The sequence below is a fragment of the Vogesella lacus genome (genome assembly GCF_979366295.1).
Window position 1 is genome coordinate 451,611 of sequence record NZ_CEETQT010000001.1, and the last position, 16,222, is coordinate 467,832.

The following is a 16,222-nucleotide window of genomic DNA, read 5'->3' on the forward strand; positions in this document are numbered from 1 at the left end:
CAACTATGGACGCCAGACAAAATCGAAAGGACAACTCATGTGTACCGTTTGCGGCTGTGCCGAAGGCAATGTCAGCATCGAAGGCAAAAAGCCTGCAGTGAAATACCCGTATCGCTCGAAGAATGCCGGCCACCACCACGACCATGCGCACCCCCATGTACATGCTCATGAGCATGCAGCCCCCGCCGCGGTGGTCACCGAAGACAGCAATCCGCTGCAGATAAGCGAGGGCACCCATCATTACGGCCACGGGCCGGCCCACGCCCACGCACCGGGCCTGAGCCAGGCACGGATGGTAAAGATCGAGCAGGACATCCTCGGCAAAAATAACCAGTACGCGGCGGCCAACCGCCGCCATCTGGCCGAGCGCGGCATCTTTGCGGTGAATCTGGTGTCCAGCCCCGGCTCGGGCAAGACCACGCTGCTGACCGACACCGTACAACGGTTGGCCGCATCGACGCCGCTGGCGGTGATCGAGGGCGACCAGCAAACCGCGCACGACGCCGAACGCATCCGCGCCGCCGGCGCACCGGCGATCCAGATCAACACCGGCAAAGGCTGTCATCTGGATGCGCACATGGTCGGCCAGGCGCTGGACGCGCTGGCGTTGCAGGACGACAGCCTGCTGCTGATCGAAAACGTCGGCAATCTGGTCTGTCCGGCCGCGTTCGACCTGGGCGAAGCGCACAAGGTAGCCATCCTGTCGGTCACCGAGGGCGAGGACAAACCGCTGAAATACCCGGACATGTTTGCCGCCGCCAGCCTGATGGTGCTGACCAAGACCGACCTGCTGCCGCATCTGGATTTCGACATTGATGCCTGTATTGCCTACGCCCGCCGCGTGAATCCGGCTATCGAGGTCTTGCAGCTATCAGCCAAGACCGGCGACGGCATGGACGGCTGGCTGCAGTGGCTGGCTTTCGGCCTGATCGAAGCCCGCGCCCTGCGCGCCGAACGCGCCGCACAACTGGCCGAGCTGGCCGCGCTGAAAGCCGAAGTCGCTGCGCTGGAAGCACAGCTGGCACAAGGCTGAGTGGGTATGTCGCGCGAACGTCGCCAATGGCTGGCCCGAGGCCGCGTGCAAGGGGTGGGCTTTCGCCCGCACGTCTGGCGCGTGGCGCAGGCGCTGGCGCTGACCGGCCACGTCGCCAACACGCCGGATGGCGTCTGTATCGAGGCCGAGGGCGAACACGCGGACTTGGAGGCCTTTGCCCGCCAGCTGCTGGCCACCCTGCCGCCGCAGGCGCAGGTGGACAGCCTGAGCTGCCGTGCACTGCCGCCTACCGGCGACACCCTGTTCTGCATCCGCCACAGCGAAGGCAGTGCCGCCAGCGTGCGGCTGCCGGCCGATAGCGCACCGTGCGCGGCCTGTCTGGGCGAGCTGTTCGCCCCTTCCGGCCGCCACTGGCGTCATGCTTTCATCAATTGCACGCAATGCGGCCCACGCTACAGCGTTACCCGCGCCCTGCCTTACGACCGCCGCCACACCACGCTGGCCGGCTTCGCGCAGTGTCCGGCCTGCGAGGCCGACTATCACGATCCGGCCAGCCGCCGCTTTCACGCCGAGCCCAATTGCTGCCCGCACTGCGGCCCGCAGCTGCAGTATCTGGCTGCCGATGGCCAGCGCGTGGCCGGCGACCCGATTGCACTGGCACTGGCCACCCTGCAAGACGGCGGCATTGTCGCGATCAAAAGCAGCGGTGGCTTTCATCTGGCCTGCGATGCGCGCAATGCCGCGGCCATCGCCCGCCTGCGCCAGCGCAAGCACCGACCCGGCAAACCGCTGGCGCTGATGGCGGCCAACCTGGCCAGCCTGCAGCCGGTGGTGGCCATTAGCCCGGCCGCCGCCGAACGACTGACACACCCGAGCCGCCCCATCGTGCTGCTGCCGCGCGGCGAAACCGCATTGCCCGACACACTGGCACCGGGCCTTGCCGAGCTGGGCGTGCTGCTGCCGCCCACCCCGCTGCACCTGCTGCTGTGGCACGAGGCTGCCGGCCGCCCCGCCGGCAGCGGCTGGCTGGCCGACGCCCAACCGCTGTTGCTGGTGATGACCAGCGGCAACGCCAGCGGCGCACCGGTGGCCATCGATAACGACGAGGCACTAACCGCACTGGCCGGCATCGCCGACGGCTTTTTGCTGCACGACCGTGGCATCCATGCCCGCAGCGACGACAGCGTCGAGCGCGTCGATGCGCTGGGCAGCACCATGCTGCGCCGCAGCCGCGGCCACGTGCCGGAAGTGCTGCCGCTGTCCGCCGACGGGCCGGCCATTCTGGCCACCGGCAGTTATCTGAAAAACGCGCCAGCGGTACTGCGCGGCGAGCAGGCGATTGCCGGCGCCCATGTCGGCGACCTCGACCACCCCGCCGCCTGCCTCGCACTGGAAGCGGCCATCACGCAGTTGCAGACGCTGACCGGCGTGCGCCCCGCGGCCATTGCCTGCGACAACGGCCAGCACTTTGCCAGCGACCATGCGGCCAACCTCGCCGCCGCGGCCGGCGTGCCGCTGATCAGCGTCGGCCACCACCATGCCCACATTGCTGCCGTCTGCGCCGAGCACCACCTGACCGGCCCGGTGCTGGGGTTGGCCATCGACGGTTTCGGCCTGGGCGAGGATGGCGGTGCCTGGGGCGGCGAACTGCTACGGGTCGAGGGTGCCGACTGCCAGCGCCTGGGCCATCTGGCTACGCTGACCCTGCCGGGGAGCGATACCGCCACCCGCGAACCGTGGCGGCTGGCCGCCGGCTGGCTGCTGCAACAGGGCCGGCCCGACGACGCCGCCCGCCGCTTTGGCCACGAACCGGCCTTTGCCCTGCTGGCGCAGCAAGTGGCCCGCCGCCTCAACTGCCCCGACAGCAGCAGCCTGGGGCGCTATTTCGATCTGGTGGCCGCGCTGGCCGGGGTGTGCCTGCGGCAAGATTTCGACAGCGAAGCCCCGCAGCGGCTCGAAGCGCTGGCCACACCCGCCAGCGCGCTGGCCGGCCACTGGCACATCGATGCGGCCAACGTGCTGAAACTGAACATCTTGCTGCAGGCATTGAGCACACAACACGATGCCCGCGCCATCGCCAGTCAATGGCATGCCACGCTGGCCGCCGCGCTGGCCGACTGGATCATCCGCACCGCCAGTCAGCAGGCACTGAAGACTATCGCCCTCGGCGGCGGCTGCGTCGCCAATCGCCGCCTGCTGGCTGCGCTGTTACCCGCCTTGCAGGCCGCCGGCCTCACGGTTTACTACCCGCAGGCACTCCCAGCCGGCGACGGCGGTCTGGCCGTCGGCCAGGCCTGGGTGGCCCGCCACCGATTACTCAACAAGGAGACTGCACCATGTGCCTGGCCCTGCCAGTAAAAGTGATAGCCCGACTGCCCGGCGACAATGCACGGGTGGAGGTGGACGGCGTAACGCGCGAGGTATCGGTGGCACTGGTGCCCGATGTCCAGCCCGGCGAGTACGTGATCCTGCATGTGGGCTACGCCATCGGCAAACTCGACGCTGCCGAGGCCGAAAAAACCCTGGCGCTAATGGACGAACTGGCGGCCCTGCCGCAGGAGCAACAGCCATGAAATACGTGGACGAATTCCGCCGCGGCGACATTGCCCGCGGTCTGGCCCAGCGCATCCGTGAAGCCGTTGACCCGCAACGCGAATACCGGCTGATGGAATTTTGCGGTGGTCACACCCACGCCATCGCCCGCTATGGCCTTACCGGCCTGCTGCCTGCCAACATCCGCCTGATCCACGGCCCGGGCTGTCCGGTGTGCGTGCTGCCCATCGGCCGCATCGACTCGGCCATTGAGCTGGCCTTGCAGCACAAGGCCATCGTTTGTACCTATGGCGACACGCTGCGGGTGCCGGCCAGCAACAAGCTGTCGCTGTACAAGGCCAAGGCGCAGGGTGGCGACATCCGCATGGTGTACTCCACGGCCGACGTGCTGCAGATTGCCCGCGACAACCCAGAGCGCGAAGTGGTGTTCTTCGGCATCGGTTTTGAAACCACCACCCCGCCTACCGCGCTGGCGCTGAAGGCGGCCCGTGCCGAGGGTCTGAAAAACTTCAGCGTGTTCTGCAACCACGTGCTGACGCCGCCGGCGATGGCGCACCTGCTGGCCGCCGGCGATGCGGTGCAGCTCGATGGCTTCATCGGCCCGTCCCATGTCAGCACCGTGATCGGCAGCGACCCGTATCACGCGGTGTCGCAGCAGTACGCCAAGCCGGTGGTGATTGCCGGTTTCGAGCCGCTGGACGTGCTGCAGTCGGTGCTGATGCTGGTAGAGATGATCAACCGTGGCGAGGTGGGTGTGGAAACCCAGTTCACCCGTGCCGTCACCCCGTCCGGCAACACCACCGCCCGCGCCGTGGTGGCCGAAACCATGGTATTGCGGCCAACCTTCGAGTGGCGCGGCCTCGGCCAGGTGCCGGATTCCGCCCTCGCCATCCACCCCGACTACGCCGGGTTTGATGCCGAGCGGCGCTTTGGCCTTGATTACCGCCACGTGCCGGATCACAAGGCCTGCGAGTGCGCCGCCATCCTGCGCGGACAGAAACAACCGCAAGACTGCAAGGTGTTCGGCATTGTCTGCACGCCGGATAACCCGCTGGGCTCGTGCATGGTGTCCAGCGAAGGCGCCTGTGCCGCGCACTACCACTACGGCCGCTTTACCGGCCAACCACAAGAGGCCACCGCATGAAAAAGCCCTACCTGCGCCCGCTTGATCTGGCAAACGGCCGCATCGACATGACTCACGGTAGTGGTGGCCGTGCCATGGCCCAGCTGGTGGACGAGCTGTTTGCCCCGGCCTTCCACAACGACTACCTCGGCCAGGGCAACGATCAGGCCATCCTGCCGCCGCCGAGCGGACGGCTGGCCATCGCCACCGACAGCCACGTGATCTCGCCGCTGTTCTTTCCCGGCGGCGACATCGGCTGTCTGGCGGTGCACGGCACGGTGAACGATCTGGCGATGGGCGGGGCGACGCCGCTGTACCTGAGCGCCGGCTTCATTCTGGAAGAAGGCCTGCCACTGGCCGACCTCAAGCGCATTGTCGACAGCATGGCCGCCGCCGCCCGTGACGCCGGTGTGCGTATCGTGACCGGCGACACCAAGGTGGTGGAACGCGGCCACGGTGACGGGGTGTTCATCACCACCACCGGCGTCGGCGTGGTGCCCGAGGGCGTGAAGCTGTGCGGCAGCCAGGCGCGGGATGGCGACGTGATCCTGGTGTCCGGCACGCTGGGCGACCACGGCATGGCGGTGATGAGCCAGCGCGAGAGTCTGGGCTTTGCCAGCCCCATCGTGTCGGACACCGCCGCCTTGCACACTCTTGCGGCCAACCTGGTGGCCGCCTGCCCCGGCCTTCGCCTGATGCGCGATCCGACCCGCGGCGGCCTGGCAACCACGCTGAACGAGCTGGCGCAGCAATCCGGCGTCGGCATGGTGCTGGATGAGGATGCGCTGCCGGTGCAGCCGGCGGTGAAGGCTGCCTGCGAGTTTCTGGGCCTCGATCCGCTGTACGTAGCCAACGAGGGCAAGCTGATTGCCATCTGCCCGGCCGCCGAGGCCGATGCCGCGCTGGCCGCGCTGCGCGCCCATCCGCTGGGGCAGCATGCGGCCAAGGTTGGCCGCGTGGTGGCCGATCCGCACCACTTTGTGCGGGTGAAAACCAGCTTTGGCGGTGAACGCCTGCTCGACTGGCTCAGCGGCGAGATGCTGCCGCGCATCTGCTGACGCGCAAACCGGATAGAATCCCCGCATGCCCCTTGATTACCGCACTCACCCGCAAAGGAAGCGCCATGAGTACCCAGCCTGCTGTATTGCTGGTTGACGACGAAATCCGCTCGCTGGAGGCGCTGACCCGCACGCTGGAAGACGACTTCACGCTGTTTGTCGCCAGCAATGCCGCCGAGGCACTGGCGATTCTGGAAAGCGAGTTCATCCAGGTGATCGTGACCGACCAGCGCATGCCGGACACCACCGGCGTGGCCTTGCTGCGCGAAGTACGCGAACGCCACCCGCAGGTGGTGCGCATCATCCTGTCCGGCTACACCGACAACGCCGACATCATCGCCGCCATCAACGAAGCCGGCATTTACCAGTACTTGCTCAAACCGTGGCACCCCGAGAGCCTGATGCTGACGGTGCAGGGCGCGGTAGAGCTGTTCCGCCTGCAGCAGGATAACGAGCTCTTGAATGTGGAGCTGAAAAGCTCGGCACCGTGGCTGCAAGGCCGCGTCGACAGCAAGCGCCGCGAGCTAAAAAGTCGCCATGCGCTGGCCAATATCACCCGCGCCGCCGGCAGCCCGCTGGACAAGGTATGCGAATTGCTGGAGCGGGTGGCCGGCTTTGATATTGCGGTGCTGATCGAGGGCGAATCCGGCGTCGGCAAGGAACTGCTGGCGCGGGCGCTGCATTACGCCAGCCACCGCAAGGACAGGCCATTCGTGGTGGAAAACTGTGCAGCGATGCCGGAGCAACTGCTGGAAAGCGAGCTGTTCGGCCACAAGCGCGGCGCGTTTACCGGTGCTTATCAGGATCATGTCGGCCTGTTTCAGCAGGCAGACGGCGGCACCATCTTTCTGGATGAAATCGGCGAGACCTCGCCCGCCTTCCAAGCCAAGCTGCTGCGCGTGCTGCAGGAAGGCGAAATCCGCCCGGTGGGCAGCAATCGCGCGCTGAAAGTCGATGTGCGCGTGGTATCCGCCACCAACCGCAAGCTGACCGAGCTGGTACGCGAGGGCCGCTTCCGCGAGGATCTCTACTACCGGCTGTCGGCCTTTACCGTTACGGTGCCACCGCTGCGCGAGCGGCCGGCCGACATCCCGCTGATTGCCGAGCACCTGCTGGATGATGCCCGCCGCCATTACCAGCGACCGGGGCTGAGTCTGCTGCCGGACGCCCAGGAGGCGCTGCGCCACTATCGCTGGCCCGGCAATGTGCGCCAGTTGCGCAACGAGCTGCACCGCATGCTGGTCTTGGCTGATGGCGATGCGCTGGGGGCCGAGCTGCTGTCGCCCGAGGTATTGCAGGCTGCCGCCGAAGAGCAGGTGGCCGAGCTGGCCTTTCTCGCCAGCATCGAGGGCGATCTGAAAACCCGGCTGGAGGCGCTGGAAATGCGCATCCTCAAGGAAACCCTGACCCGCCACCGCTGGAACAAGACCCGCGCCGCAGAAGAGCTGGGCTTGTCGCGTGTCGGCCTGCGCAGCAAATTGTCGCGCTTCGGACTGGAGTGATATGAGCAACAAAACCATGGTCTGGCTGCAATCGGGCGGCTGCGGTGGCTGTACGCTGTCGGTGCTGTGCGCCGAATCGCCGGACTTTCTGACCGCACTGACCGATAGCGGCATCCGCCTTGCCTATCACCCCTCGCTGAGCGAAGCCAGCGGTGACGAGGCCATCGCCCTCTTGGAACAACTGGCCAGCGAAGGGATCGACATCCTGTGCCTGGAAGGCTCGGTGATGACCGGGGCTGATGGTCGCTTCCACATTCATGGCCCCGAGCACTCGCCCTACCAGCACACCATCCGCCGCCTCGCGCAACGTGCTGATTATGTGGTCGCAGTAGGCACTTGTGCCGCTTACGGTGGCATTACCGCCGCCGGCGACAATCTGACCGGTGCGACGGGTCTGGCCTGGCACGGCAGCGAAGGCGGCGGCCTGCTGGGTGCCGAGTTTCGCAGTCATGCCGGCTTGCCGGTGGTGAATATCAGCGGCTGTCCGACCCATCCGGGCTGGGTGCTGGAGACACTGGCCATGCTGGCCGCCGGCGTGCTGAAGAGCAGTGATCTGGATCCACTCGGCCGGCCACGCTTTTACGCCGACAAGCTGGTGCACCACGGCTGTGACAAGAACGAATTTTACGAATTCAAGGCCAGCGCCGAAGCGCCCGGCCAGCAAGGCTGCCTGATGGAGTTTGTCGGCTGCAAGGGCACCCAGGCACATGCCGACTGCAATATCCGGCCATGGAATGGCGAAGGCTCTTGCCTGACTGGTGGCTACCCATGCATCAATTGCACTGCACCAGACTTTGCCGACCCGGGTCACGGCTTTTTCGAAACGCCGAAAATCGCCGGTTTTCCGGTCGGCCTGCCTACCGATATGCCCAAGGCCTGGTTTGTCGCATTGTCGACGCTGTCCAAATCGGCCACGCCGACCCGGGTCAAGGCCAATGCCACGGCAGACCGCCTGACCCTGCCCCCTTCACTGCCAAAAAAGAACACACCATGAGCCGACGCATACTGGGGCCGATGGGGCGCGTAGAAGGCGACCTCACCCTGACACTGGATATCGAGGATGGCAAGGTTGCCGCGGCCGAAGCAACCAGCGGGCTGTTCCGCGGTTTCGAGCGCATTCTGCTTGGCCGCCAGGCACTGGATGCGCTGGCCATCGTGCCGCGCATCTGCGGTATCTGCTCGGTGTCGCAATCCGTGGCCGCCGCGCGCGCGCTGGCCCAGCTTTATGATGTTCGCCCGGCCGAAAACGGCGAGCGGGTAATCAACCTGATTCACGCCGTCGAGAATATTGCCGACCATCTCAGTCATTTTTACCTGTTCTTCATGCCGGACTTTGCGCGTGACGAGTATGCGGCCCAGCCGTGGCACCCGGCCATTCGCGCCCGCTTCAAGGCCGTGGAAGGCAGTGCCCACAGCCCGATGTTGGCCGCACGCGCCACGCTGATGCGCTTCATGGGTCTGCTGGCCGGCCACTGGCCGCATACGCTGGCGATCCAGCCAGGCGGCGTCAGCCGCACGGTGTCGGCCGCCGAACGCATCCGCCTGCAGCACTGGCTGGCGGCTTTTCGCCGTTTTCTGGAGCAACAAACCTTCGGTTGCCGGCTGGAAGAGATCGCTGCCATCAGCGATGGCCAGGCGCTGCAACAACATGCCGAGCGCACGCCGGATGCCGATTTCAGCCGCTTCATCCTGCTGGCACCATCGCTGTCGCTACACACGCTGGGTAGCTGCAGCGCCGTGCCGATCAGCGGCCCGGCCTATATCGACGGCGCCTCGGCATGGTCGCCGGCCGGCGTCTGGCAGAATGGCTTTCCCAATGTGCTGGACAGCAGCGAGATTCGCGAACATACGCGCCATGCCTGGCTGATGGATTTCGGACAAAGTCACCCGTCACAAGGCGATACCGTCCCCACACCGGACAAGAAAAACGCCTACAGCTGGAGCAAGGCACCGCGGCTGGATGGCCGCCCGGCTCAAACCGGCGCGCTGGCACGCGGCCTGATGCGGCGCGATGCCTTATGCCGCAATCTGTACACGACATACGGCAGCACGGTGTTCACCCGCGTACTGGCGCGGGTGCGCGAAATGGCGCTGCTGCTGCCCGAGATGGAAAAATGGCTGCAGGCCCTCGCGCTGGAGGCTCCCTTCATGCATGCCCTGCCCGCCCATCCGGTCTATGCACAGGGCGAAGGCCTGGCCGAGGCGGCGCGCGGCATGCTCGGGCACTGGATTACGCTGGACGGCAATCGCATCCAGCGTTACCAGATCATTGCCCCCACCACCTGGAATTTCTCGCCGCGCGACGATGATGGCCAGCCCGGCCCGCTTGAGGCCGCGCTGATAGGCACGGCAGCCGACGACAGCAAGGCGCTGGCGGTACAACATATTGTCCGCAGTTTTGACCCGTGCCAGGTTTGCACGGTGCAGTAAAAGGTTGGCCGCATGAACAGTTATTACCAGAATGCCAGCGAAGCGACCCGTCGCGGCGACGAGCTGGCCGAAGAAGCATGGATAGACGTGATCCGCCGCATGGACCAGGTCTATACCGAGCTAGTGCAATCGCAGGAAACCCTCGAAGCCAAGCACCGCGAACTGGCCGCCTCTCACCAGTTCACCGAGGGCGTGCTGGCCGCCATGACCGATGTGATGGTGGTATGTGACACGCTGGGTCAGGTGCGCCAGGTCAACCGTGCCATGATCGAGCTGACCGGCCTGGGCGAAAACTTGCTGACCGCCTGCAAGCTGACCGATCTGGTGCCCGGCGAGAATGAACGCGAAAGGCTGCAGCAGCGCCTGGCTACCGGCAATGCCGAGGGCTCTGACATCGAAATGGCGCTGATTGCCCGTCACGGCGAGACCATCCCGGTGACCTGGAATGTCAGCGCCCTGTTTGATGCCCAGCGCCGCTATACCGGTTTTGTCGCCGTTGGCCGCCCGCTGGGCGAGCTGAAAAGAGCGTATGCCGAGCTGCAGCAGACTCATGAGGCGCTGAAGGCGGCCCAGGCCCAACTGGTGCAGGCCGAGAAAATGGCGTCGCTGGGCCGGCTGGTGGCTGGCGTCGCACACGAGCTCAACAACCCGATCAGCTTTATTGTCGGCAACAGCCACGCCATGCAACGTTATGGCGGCAAACTGCAGCAGTATCTGGCCGCCATTCATGCCGAGCCGCAATCTGCCACTCAGGCTAATCTGCGCCAGCAACTGAAGATAGACCGGCTGCTGGCCGACCTGCCGTCACTGACTGCCGGTCTGCTGGAAGGGGCCGAACGCAGCGGCCATATCGTGGATGCGTTGAAGCGTTTTTCCGCCATCGAGAGCGACCAGCGCCAGCAGGTCGATCTGGCCGAGTGCTGCAAACGCGCGCTGCATTGGGTATCGCAGGCGGCACCTTTGCGCATCGAAACCGATTGCCGCGGCCTGGATCAGCCATGTCTTGTAACCGGCTCGGCCAACCAGTTGCAGCAGGTACTGGTCAATCTGATCCAGAACGCCTACGACGCCGTGGAAACCGTCAGCCATGCACGTTTGCAGCTCACGCTGGATCAGCAAGCTGACATGGTGCGTCTGACTATCAGCGACAATGGCCCCGGCATTGATGCGGCCAACCTGGCACGCATCTTCGACCCGTTCTTTACCACCAAACCCGTAGGCAAAGGCACCGGACTCGGCTTGTCCATCAGCTATGGCATCGTCGAGCAGCACGGCGGCCAGCTGCAAGCCGGCAATCTGCCCGCTGGCGGTGCCTGCTTCACGCTGACCTTGCCAGCCGGTAGCTGACATCTTGCTTGCCGGCCAAGTGCACAAAGCGGCAAGCAAGCTCTCACCCCTGAGAGTCCCTCGCTGCAAAACCCTGAAATTCCCCAACAATTTCAAATGGTTAGTTATTACAAGCCACTGGCACACTTCTTGTAACAACAGCGCTTTACACATAACAACACCGTCACGGAGACCACGATGCGTCACACCCGCCTGACCCTCGCCACACTGGGCCTGCTGGCCAGCCTGCCCGCCTTGGCACATACCGGCCATGACCACGCTTTCACACTATTTTCCGGCCTGAGCCACCCGGTTGCCGGGCTGGATCACCTGCTGGCTATGCTGGCTGTCGGCCTGTGGGCCGCCAAACAACCCGCCAAAGCCTGGCTGGCGCCAGCGACGTTCATGATCAGCATGCTGGCCGGCAGCGTGCTGGCCGCGCTGACCATCAGCCTGCCACTGGTCGAAAGCGGCATTGCTTTGTCGGTACTGGTGCTGGGCCTGATGGTAGCCGGTGGCGACAAGACTTCCGGCCAGGCTGGCCTTGTGCTGATTGCCGCCTTTGCACTCTTGCACGGCCACGCTCATGGCAGCGAAGCGCCTGGCGGCTCGCTGGCAATCTATATGCTGGGCTTCCTTGCCGCTACCGGCCTGTTACATCTGGTGGGTCTGCTGGCAGGCCAACAGCTGCAGACACGCTTGCCACGCGTCGTGCAGCTGGCAGGTGCCGCCATCGCGGCTTGCGGTGCAGCGATGCTGACCGGCCTTGCCTGAGCACAAGCAGCACAAACAAAAAACGCCACGATTATCTCGTGGCGTTTTTTATTGCAGTCCGGATTTAATCAGCATCCGGAGCCGGCGGCGGCGGAATCACCAGCAGCTTGTCGATACGAGTACGATCCATATCCATCACCTCAAACACGAAACCGTTCCACTCGACCTTGTCGGCAGTCACCGGCACACGACCCAGCATGAACATCACGAAGCCGGCAAGCGTCTGGAAATTACCGGTTTCCTCGCCTTCCAGCGAGTCCAGATCAAAACGTTCCTTGAAGTCATCCAGTGCCATCATGCCATCGACCAGCCAGCTGCCGTCTTCACGCTGTACGGCTTCTTCGTCGGTGTCCGAGGCATCGGTCGGCATATCACCGACAATGGCTTCCATCACGTCATTGATGGTTACCAGGCCTTCGATCTCGCCATACTCGTCCACCACCAGCGCGGTATGGTTGCGCGTGCGCTTGAACTGTTCCAGCAGCTGCATCGGGGTGATGGCTTCAGGCACATACAAGGCAGGACGGACCATTTCGGCCAGACTCACCGATTTTTCTTCCAGCAGGCGTTGCAGCAGGTCTTTCGCTTGCACAAAACCCAGCACATTCTCGAAACCGCCCTTGCACACCGGGTAACGGGTAAACACGCTACGCTTGATGATGGCAAGGTTTTCTTCCAGCGGGTCCTCAATATCCAGCGCCACCACTTCTTTTCGCTGGGTCATGATGGACACGACTTTTTTCTCGTCAAGGCTGAAGATGTTCTCGACCAGCTCCTGTTCGGCCCGATCAAAAATCCCTTCGTCGGCACCCTGCTCCATCAAGACCTTGATTTCCTCTTCGGTAATCGAAGGGTCGGTGTTCTTGCGGATACCCAGTACACGCATCACGGTTTCGGTCGACAGACTCAGCAGGCGTACCAGCGGGCGGGCAATCTGTGCCAGCAGCAGCATAGGCCGCGCCATTATCGAAGCCAGCAGTTCCGGGTTTTGCATACCGATACGCTTGGGCACCAGCTCGCCGATAATCAGCGAGAAATAGGTAATCAGCAGTACCGTAATACCCAGTGCCAGCGGTCGGGCAAACTCGCCCAAGAGCGGCATGGTCTCGAAGTACGGGGTCAGTTTGTCGGCAATCGCGGCCTCACCGAATGCACCGGACAGAATGCCGATCAGGGTAATGCCGATCTGGATGGTAGACAGGAAGCGGGTCGGTTCGTCAGCCAGCTTGAGCGCGGCAGCCGCCCCTTTATTGCCCTCGTCAGCCCATTGCTGCAAGCGCACTTTGCGGGAAGAGACAATGGCGATTTCAGCCATTGCAAAGATACCGTTCAGGAAGAACAGCACGAGAATAATCAATATGTCCATCGGACTAGAGGAGCACCCCTCGTTATGAAGAAGCCCCGATTCTACATCAGGGCTTCCATCATTCAAACTTTCAACGAAAACTAATGTCGCAGTCGGGCGATGCCCTGCCAGACTATGGCGGCCAGCAAGCCGGCCAGCAAACCGAAGATCGCATCCAGCAACGGTGCGGCCAACCATGACCACCACGCCCCTGCCGGCAGCGTCGCTGTGACACCGGCCCAGTCGGCGATCAGGTGATGCACCAGCGGTATGCCATGACTCAGAATGCCACCACCCACCATGAACATCGCCACCGTGCCGGCCAAGGCGAGCAAACGCATCAGCCGTGGCGCCAGCGCCAACAGCCCGCGACCAAGCCACTGACTGAAAGCGGCAGGCTTGCAGCACAAGGCAAGCCCGGCATCATCCATCTTGACGATGCCCGCCACCAGGCCATAAACCCCGACCGTCATCAGCACCGCGACTGCCGACAATACCGCCAGCTGGGTCGAGAGCGGCTGGCTGGCCACTGTACCCAGTGCGATCACGATGATTTCGGCCGACAGAATAAAGTCGGTACGTACCGCCCCCGCGATCTTGTCCTGCTCGACATTGTCGGCGACATCATTCTCGCTGCCTGATGTCGCCTCGCCATCTGCATGTGGCAACAGACTGTGCAACAACTTTTCTGCGCCCTCGAAACACAGGAACAAGCCACCGGCCATCAGCAAAGGCGTAATCAGCCACGGGATAAACGCACTGATCAGCAGCGCCGCCGGCACCAGGATCAGTTTGTTCTTCATCGAGCCCTTGGCCACCGCCCACACCACCGGCAACTCGCGATCGGCATCAACACCCGATACCTGCTGGGCATTCAGCGCCAGATCATCGCCCAGCACACCGGCTGTCTTGCGCGCTGCCACCTTGGTCATGGTCGCCACATCGTCGAGCACCGCGGCAATATCATCGAGCAACAACAACAGACTGGCACCTGCCATATCCACCTCGCCATTCAATTTACATGTGCAGCATCATACTCCAGCCTGCAGACATTCTGATGACATTCCCGCCCCAGTCACTATAAAGGATGAGTACAGCCATCATCGGGCCCGCGCCATGCACAAGCTATCCATCCGCAGCCACCTTTTTTTGCTGGCCGCCATTGCCATTCTGACCAGCTGTCTGCTGGGCGGCTCATCCATCGTCAACAGCCAGCATCTGCAACAGATCATTGCCGAGTTACTGGTTACGCAAAAGATGATCCGCCAGCAGACCGAGGCCGACATGATGCACGATGCCGTGCGCTCCGACGTGCTGGCCGCGCTGTACAACCACCAGGGCGGTAATAGCGCCGGCATCACTGCGGCGGCCAAAGATCTGCAGGAACACGCCGACAAGTTCCTGCAGCTGGTCAACAGCAATCGTGAAATCAGCCAGAGCGCTGCTGTACATCAGGCCATCGACAACACCCTGCCGCTGATCCGGCGCTATCTGGATACCGGCCAGCAGATGATGAGCATCATTGCCAGCCAGCCTGACAAGATTCCTGCCACGCTGAAGTCATTCGAAGACGACTTCTCGGCGCTGGAAACCGGCATGGAGCAGCTGACCGACACCATCGAGCAAGACTCGAGCCAGAGCAGCAGCAATGTCGAAGGGGTTATCGGCATGGAAATCACCGTCAGCGCCACGCTGGCTATCGCTGGCGGCATCATCATGCTGGCCTACGCGCTGTATCTGAGTCGCCTGCTGGTGCGCCCGATGCTGGCGCTGACCCGCACCGCCCGCCAGATCAGCCAGCAGGCCGACCTGTCTGCCCGGGTGCCTGTTGGTGGCGTACCCGAGCTTGTCACCTGCATCGAGGCCTTCAATGATCTGCTGGATGGTCAGCAGAGTCTGATCAATCACCTGCAGCAGGTTTCCAGCTCGCTGCAACACAGCAGCAGCAATATCGTCCGGCTGGCAAGCCAGGTCAGGCAGGACACCGCCACGCAAAGCCACGCCGCCGACGAAATCGGCAGCGCCATCAGCCAGATGAACAGCAGCATGACCCAGGTCGGTGAAAATACCCGCCACGCGCTGGAAACCGTGCGTCAGGCCGGCGACGAGGCCAAACAGAGCGGCCAGGTCATTTCCAATTCGGCACTGGCCATTACTGCCGCCACCGAATCGGTGCAACACGTCTCGGACGTGATCAACTCGCTGGAAAACCACGCCCGCGAGGTTGGCCGCATCGTGCATACCATCAGCGAAATTGCCGATCAGACCAATATGCTGGCACTGAACGCCGCCATCGAAGCTGCGCGTGCCGGTGAAAGCGGTCGCGGCTTTGCCGTGGTGGCCGATGAAGTCCGCAATCTGGCCGAGCGCACCAGTCGCGCCACCCAGGAAATCCAGACCATGGTCAGCGGCATCCAGCAAGCCTCGCAACGCGCCGTTGAGGGCGTGCAGCACGGCATCAGCCAGGTACTCAACAGCTCGGACGAGGCGCACAAGGCCGGCCAGGCGATTTCGGTTATCGAGGGCAAAACCGTCAGCAGCATCGAGGCGATGAACCGCATTCACCATGTGCTGCAAGAGCAGCTGCAAAGCAGCAACCACATCGCCCAGAGCATAGACAGTGTCAGCCGGATGGCCGGCAACAGCCTCGGCAGTGCCAGCCAGGTTGAGGGCGAGGCGCAAGGCCTGCAGGCCATGGCCGGGCAGCTGCAGCAATTATTGAATAATCTTGGTCAGGCCGGCCATGCAACGGGGAAGACAAAGTAAAGCCGACACGCTAGACTGCCGGGCGATATCAACCGGAGTCCTCACATGCTGCTCTTGCGCCCCCTGCTACTCGCCCTCGCTGCCAGCACCCTGCTTTCCGGCTGCGCCGTTCTGGCGGTTGCCGATGCGGCAGTGACCGTCGCGGCCACCACGGTCAAGATCGGTGCCACCGTTGTCGGCACGGCTGTCGATGTGACCGCTGCCGGTGTCAAGGCCGTCGCCGGCACCGATGAGGACGAAGAGAAAAAAGAAGCAGACAAGAAAAAGCCCTGAGCGGCTTCTGCCATGAAAAAAGCCACGCAATGCGTGGCTTTTTTCATGGCTTGGCAAGTTGGCCGCAAGACTTGCGGC

At 63.6% G+C, this 16,222-nt stretch carries 14 protein-coding genes; 12 read left to right on the top strand and 2 right to left on the bottom strand.

The window, feature by feature from the left end; all coding sequences use genetic code 11:
* Positions 1-37 precede the first annotated feature (37 nt).
* The 10 genes from hypB (at position 38) to ACZ9W6_RS02120 (ending at position 11,760) form a co-directional block, all read left to right on the top strand.
* Complete coding sequence (gene hypB, locus ACZ9W6_RS02075) at positions 38-1,033, top strand: hydrogenase nickel incorporation protein HypB (RefSeq protein ID WP_465189401.1); 996 nt, start codon at positions 38-40, stop codon at positions 1,031-1,033.
* Between the two features lie 6 nt (positions 1,034-1,039).
* Positions 1,040-3,352 carry a carbamoyltransferase HypF gene (gene hypF / locus ACZ9W6_RS02080; RefSeq protein WP_465189402.1) on the top strand — a complete coding sequence of 771 codons (2,313 nt, stop codon included), beginning with the start codon at positions 1,040-1,042 and terminating at the stop codon, positions 3,350-3,352.
* A complete protein-coding gene (locus tag ACZ9W6_RS02085) occupies positions 3,331-3,567 on the top strand; it encodes a HypC/HybG/HupF family hydrogenase formation chaperone (RefSeq protein ID WP_465189403.1) in 237 nt (78 codons plus the stop codon). The genes hypF and ACZ9W6_RS02085 overlap by 22 nt, the downstream gene beginning before the upstream one ends.
* Positions 3,564-4,691 carry a hydrogenase formation protein HypD gene (gene hypD / locus ACZ9W6_RS02090; protein WP_465189404.1) on the top strand — a complete coding sequence of 376 codons (1,128 nt, stop codon included), beginning with the start codon at positions 3,564-3,566 and terminating at the stop codon, positions 4,689-4,691. The genes ACZ9W6_RS02085 and hypD overlap by 4 nt, the downstream gene beginning before the upstream one ends.
* Positions 4,688-5,728, top strand: a complete 1,041-nt coding sequence (gene hypE / locus ACZ9W6_RS02095) for a hydrogenase expression/formation protein HypE (protein WP_465189405.1) — start codon at positions 4,688-4,690, stop codon at positions 5,726-5,728. Before hypD ends, hypE begins: the two co-directional genes overlap by 4 nt.
* Before the next feature lie 65 nt (positions 5,729-5,793).
* Positions 5,794-7,230: a sigma-54-dependent transcriptional regulator gene (locus tag ACZ9W6_RS02100; RefSeq protein ID WP_465189407.1), complete on the top strand. Its 1,437-nt coding sequence runs from the start codon at positions 5,794-5,796 to the stop codon at positions 7,228-7,230.
* A gap of 1 nt (position 7,231) precedes the next feature.
* The gene (locus ACZ9W6_RS02105; protein ID WP_465189408.1) at positions 7,232-8,224 is read left to right on the top strand and encodes an NADH-quinone oxidoreductase subunit B family protein; all 993 of its coding nucleotides are present in this window, start codon (positions 7,232-7,234) and stop codon (positions 8,222-8,224) included.
* Positions 8,221-9,660 (top strand): nickel-dependent hydrogenase large subunit, encoded by a 1,440-nt coding sequence (locus ACZ9W6_RS02110; protein ID WP_465189409.1) that lies wholly within the window; start codon positions 8,221-8,223, stop codon positions 9,658-9,660. The genes ACZ9W6_RS02105 and ACZ9W6_RS02110 overlap by 4 nt, the downstream gene beginning before the upstream one ends.
* Before the next feature lie 12 nt (positions 9,661-9,672).
* Complete coding sequence (locus tag ACZ9W6_RS02115) at positions 9,673-11,007, top strand: PAS domain-containing sensor histidine kinase (protein WP_465189410.1); 1,335 nt, start codon at positions 9,673-9,675, stop codon at positions 11,005-11,007.
* A 177-nt stretch (positions 11,008-11,184) separates the two neighbouring features.
* Positions 11,185-11,760: a HupE/UreJ family protein gene (locus ACZ9W6_RS02120; RefSeq protein ID WP_465189411.1), complete on the top strand. Its 576-nt coding sequence runs from the start codon at positions 11,185-11,187 to the stop codon at positions 11,758-11,760.
* A 64-nt stretch (positions 11,761-11,824) separates the two neighbouring features.
* On the opposite strand, the gene ACZ9W6_RS02125 is transcribed toward ACZ9W6_RS02120, so the two are convergent.
* Both ACZ9W6_RS02125 and ACZ9W6_RS02130 read right to left on the bottom strand, forming a co-directional pair.
* Complete coding sequence (locus tag ACZ9W6_RS02125; RefSeq protein WP_465189413.1) at positions 11,825-13,126, bottom strand: hemolysin family protein; 1,302 nt, start codon at positions 13,124-13,126, stop codon at positions 11,825-11,827.
* A gap of 80 nt (positions 13,127-13,206) precedes the next feature.
* Positions 13,207-14,103 (bottom strand): DUF808 domain-containing protein, encoded by an 897-nt coding sequence (locus ACZ9W6_RS02130; protein WP_465189414.1) that lies wholly within the window; start codon positions 14,101-14,103, stop codon positions 13,207-13,209.
* Positions 14,104-14,221: 118 nt separating this feature from the next.
* Between ACZ9W6_RS02130 and ACZ9W6_RS02135 the strand changes: the two genes are divergently transcribed.
* Positions 14,222-15,871 (top strand): methyl-accepting chemotaxis protein, encoded by a 1,650-nt coding sequence (locus tag ACZ9W6_RS02135; protein WP_465189415.1) that lies wholly within the window; start codon positions 14,222-14,224, stop codon positions 15,869-15,871.
* Between the two features lie 45 nt (positions 15,872-15,916).
* The gene (locus ACZ9W6_RS02140) at positions 15,917-16,144 is read left to right on the top strand and encodes a hypothetical protein (protein ID WP_465189416.1); all 228 of its coding nucleotides are present in this window, start codon (positions 15,917-15,919) and stop codon (positions 16,142-16,144) included.
* The last annotated feature ends 78 nt before the right edge of the window (positions 16,145-16,222 follow it).

Excerpts from the sequence above, each read along its gene's own strand:
- hypB (WP_465189401.1), top strand. The coding sequence starts at position 38 with ATGTGTACCGTTTGCGGCTGTGCCGAAGGCAATGTCAGCATCGAAGGC.
- hypF (WP_465189402.1), top strand. The coding sequence starts at position 1,040 with ATGTCGCGCGAACGTCGCCAATGGCTGGCCCGAGGCCGCGTGCAAGGG.
- ACZ9W6_RS02085 (WP_465189403.1), top strand. The coding sequence starts at position 3,331 with ATGTGCCTGGCCCTGCCAGTAAAAGTGATAGCCCGACTGCCCGGCGAC.
- hypD (WP_465189404.1), top strand. The coding sequence starts at position 3,564 with ATGAAATACGTGGACGAATTCCGCCGCGGCGACATTGCCCGCGGTCTG.
- hypE (WP_465189405.1), top strand. The coding sequence starts at position 4,688 with ATGAAAAAGCCCTACCTGCGCCCGCTTGATCTGGCAAACGGCCGCATC.
- ACZ9W6_RS02100 (WP_465189407.1), top strand. The coding sequence starts at position 5,794 with ATGAGTACCCAGCCTGCTGTATTGCTGGTTGACGACGAAATCCGCTCG.
- ACZ9W6_RS02105 (WP_465189408.1), top strand. The coding sequence starts at position 7,232 with ATGAGCAACAAAACCATGGTCTGGCTGCAATCGGGCGGCTGCGGTGGC.
- ACZ9W6_RS02110 (WP_465189409.1), top strand. The coding sequence starts at position 8,221 with ATGAGCCGACGCATACTGGGGCCGATGGGGCGCGTAGAAGGCGACCTC.
- ACZ9W6_RS02115 (WP_465189410.1), top strand. The coding sequence starts at position 9,673 with ATGAACAGTTATTACCAGAATGCCAGCGAAGCGACCCGTCGCGGCGAC.
- ACZ9W6_RS02120 (WP_465189411.1), top strand. The coding sequence starts at position 11,185 with ATGCGTCACACCCGCCTGACCCTCGCCACACTGGGCCTGCTGGCCAGC.
- ACZ9W6_RS02125 (WP_465189413.1), bottom strand. The coding sequence starts at position 13,126 with ATGGACATATTGATTATTCTCGTGCTGTTCTTCCTGAACGGTATCTTT.
- ACZ9W6_RS02130 (WP_465189414.1), bottom strand. The coding sequence starts at position 14,103 with ATGGCAGGTGCCAGTCTGTTGTTGTTGCTCGATGATATTGCCGCGGTG.
- ACZ9W6_RS02135 (WP_465189415.1), top strand. The coding sequence starts at position 14,222 with ATGCACAAGCTATCCATCCGCAGCCACCTTTTTTTGCTGGCCGCCATT.
- ACZ9W6_RS02140 (WP_465189416.1), top strand. The coding sequence starts at position 15,917 with ATGCTGCTCTTGCGCCCCCTGCTACTCGCCCTCGCTGCCAGCACCCTG.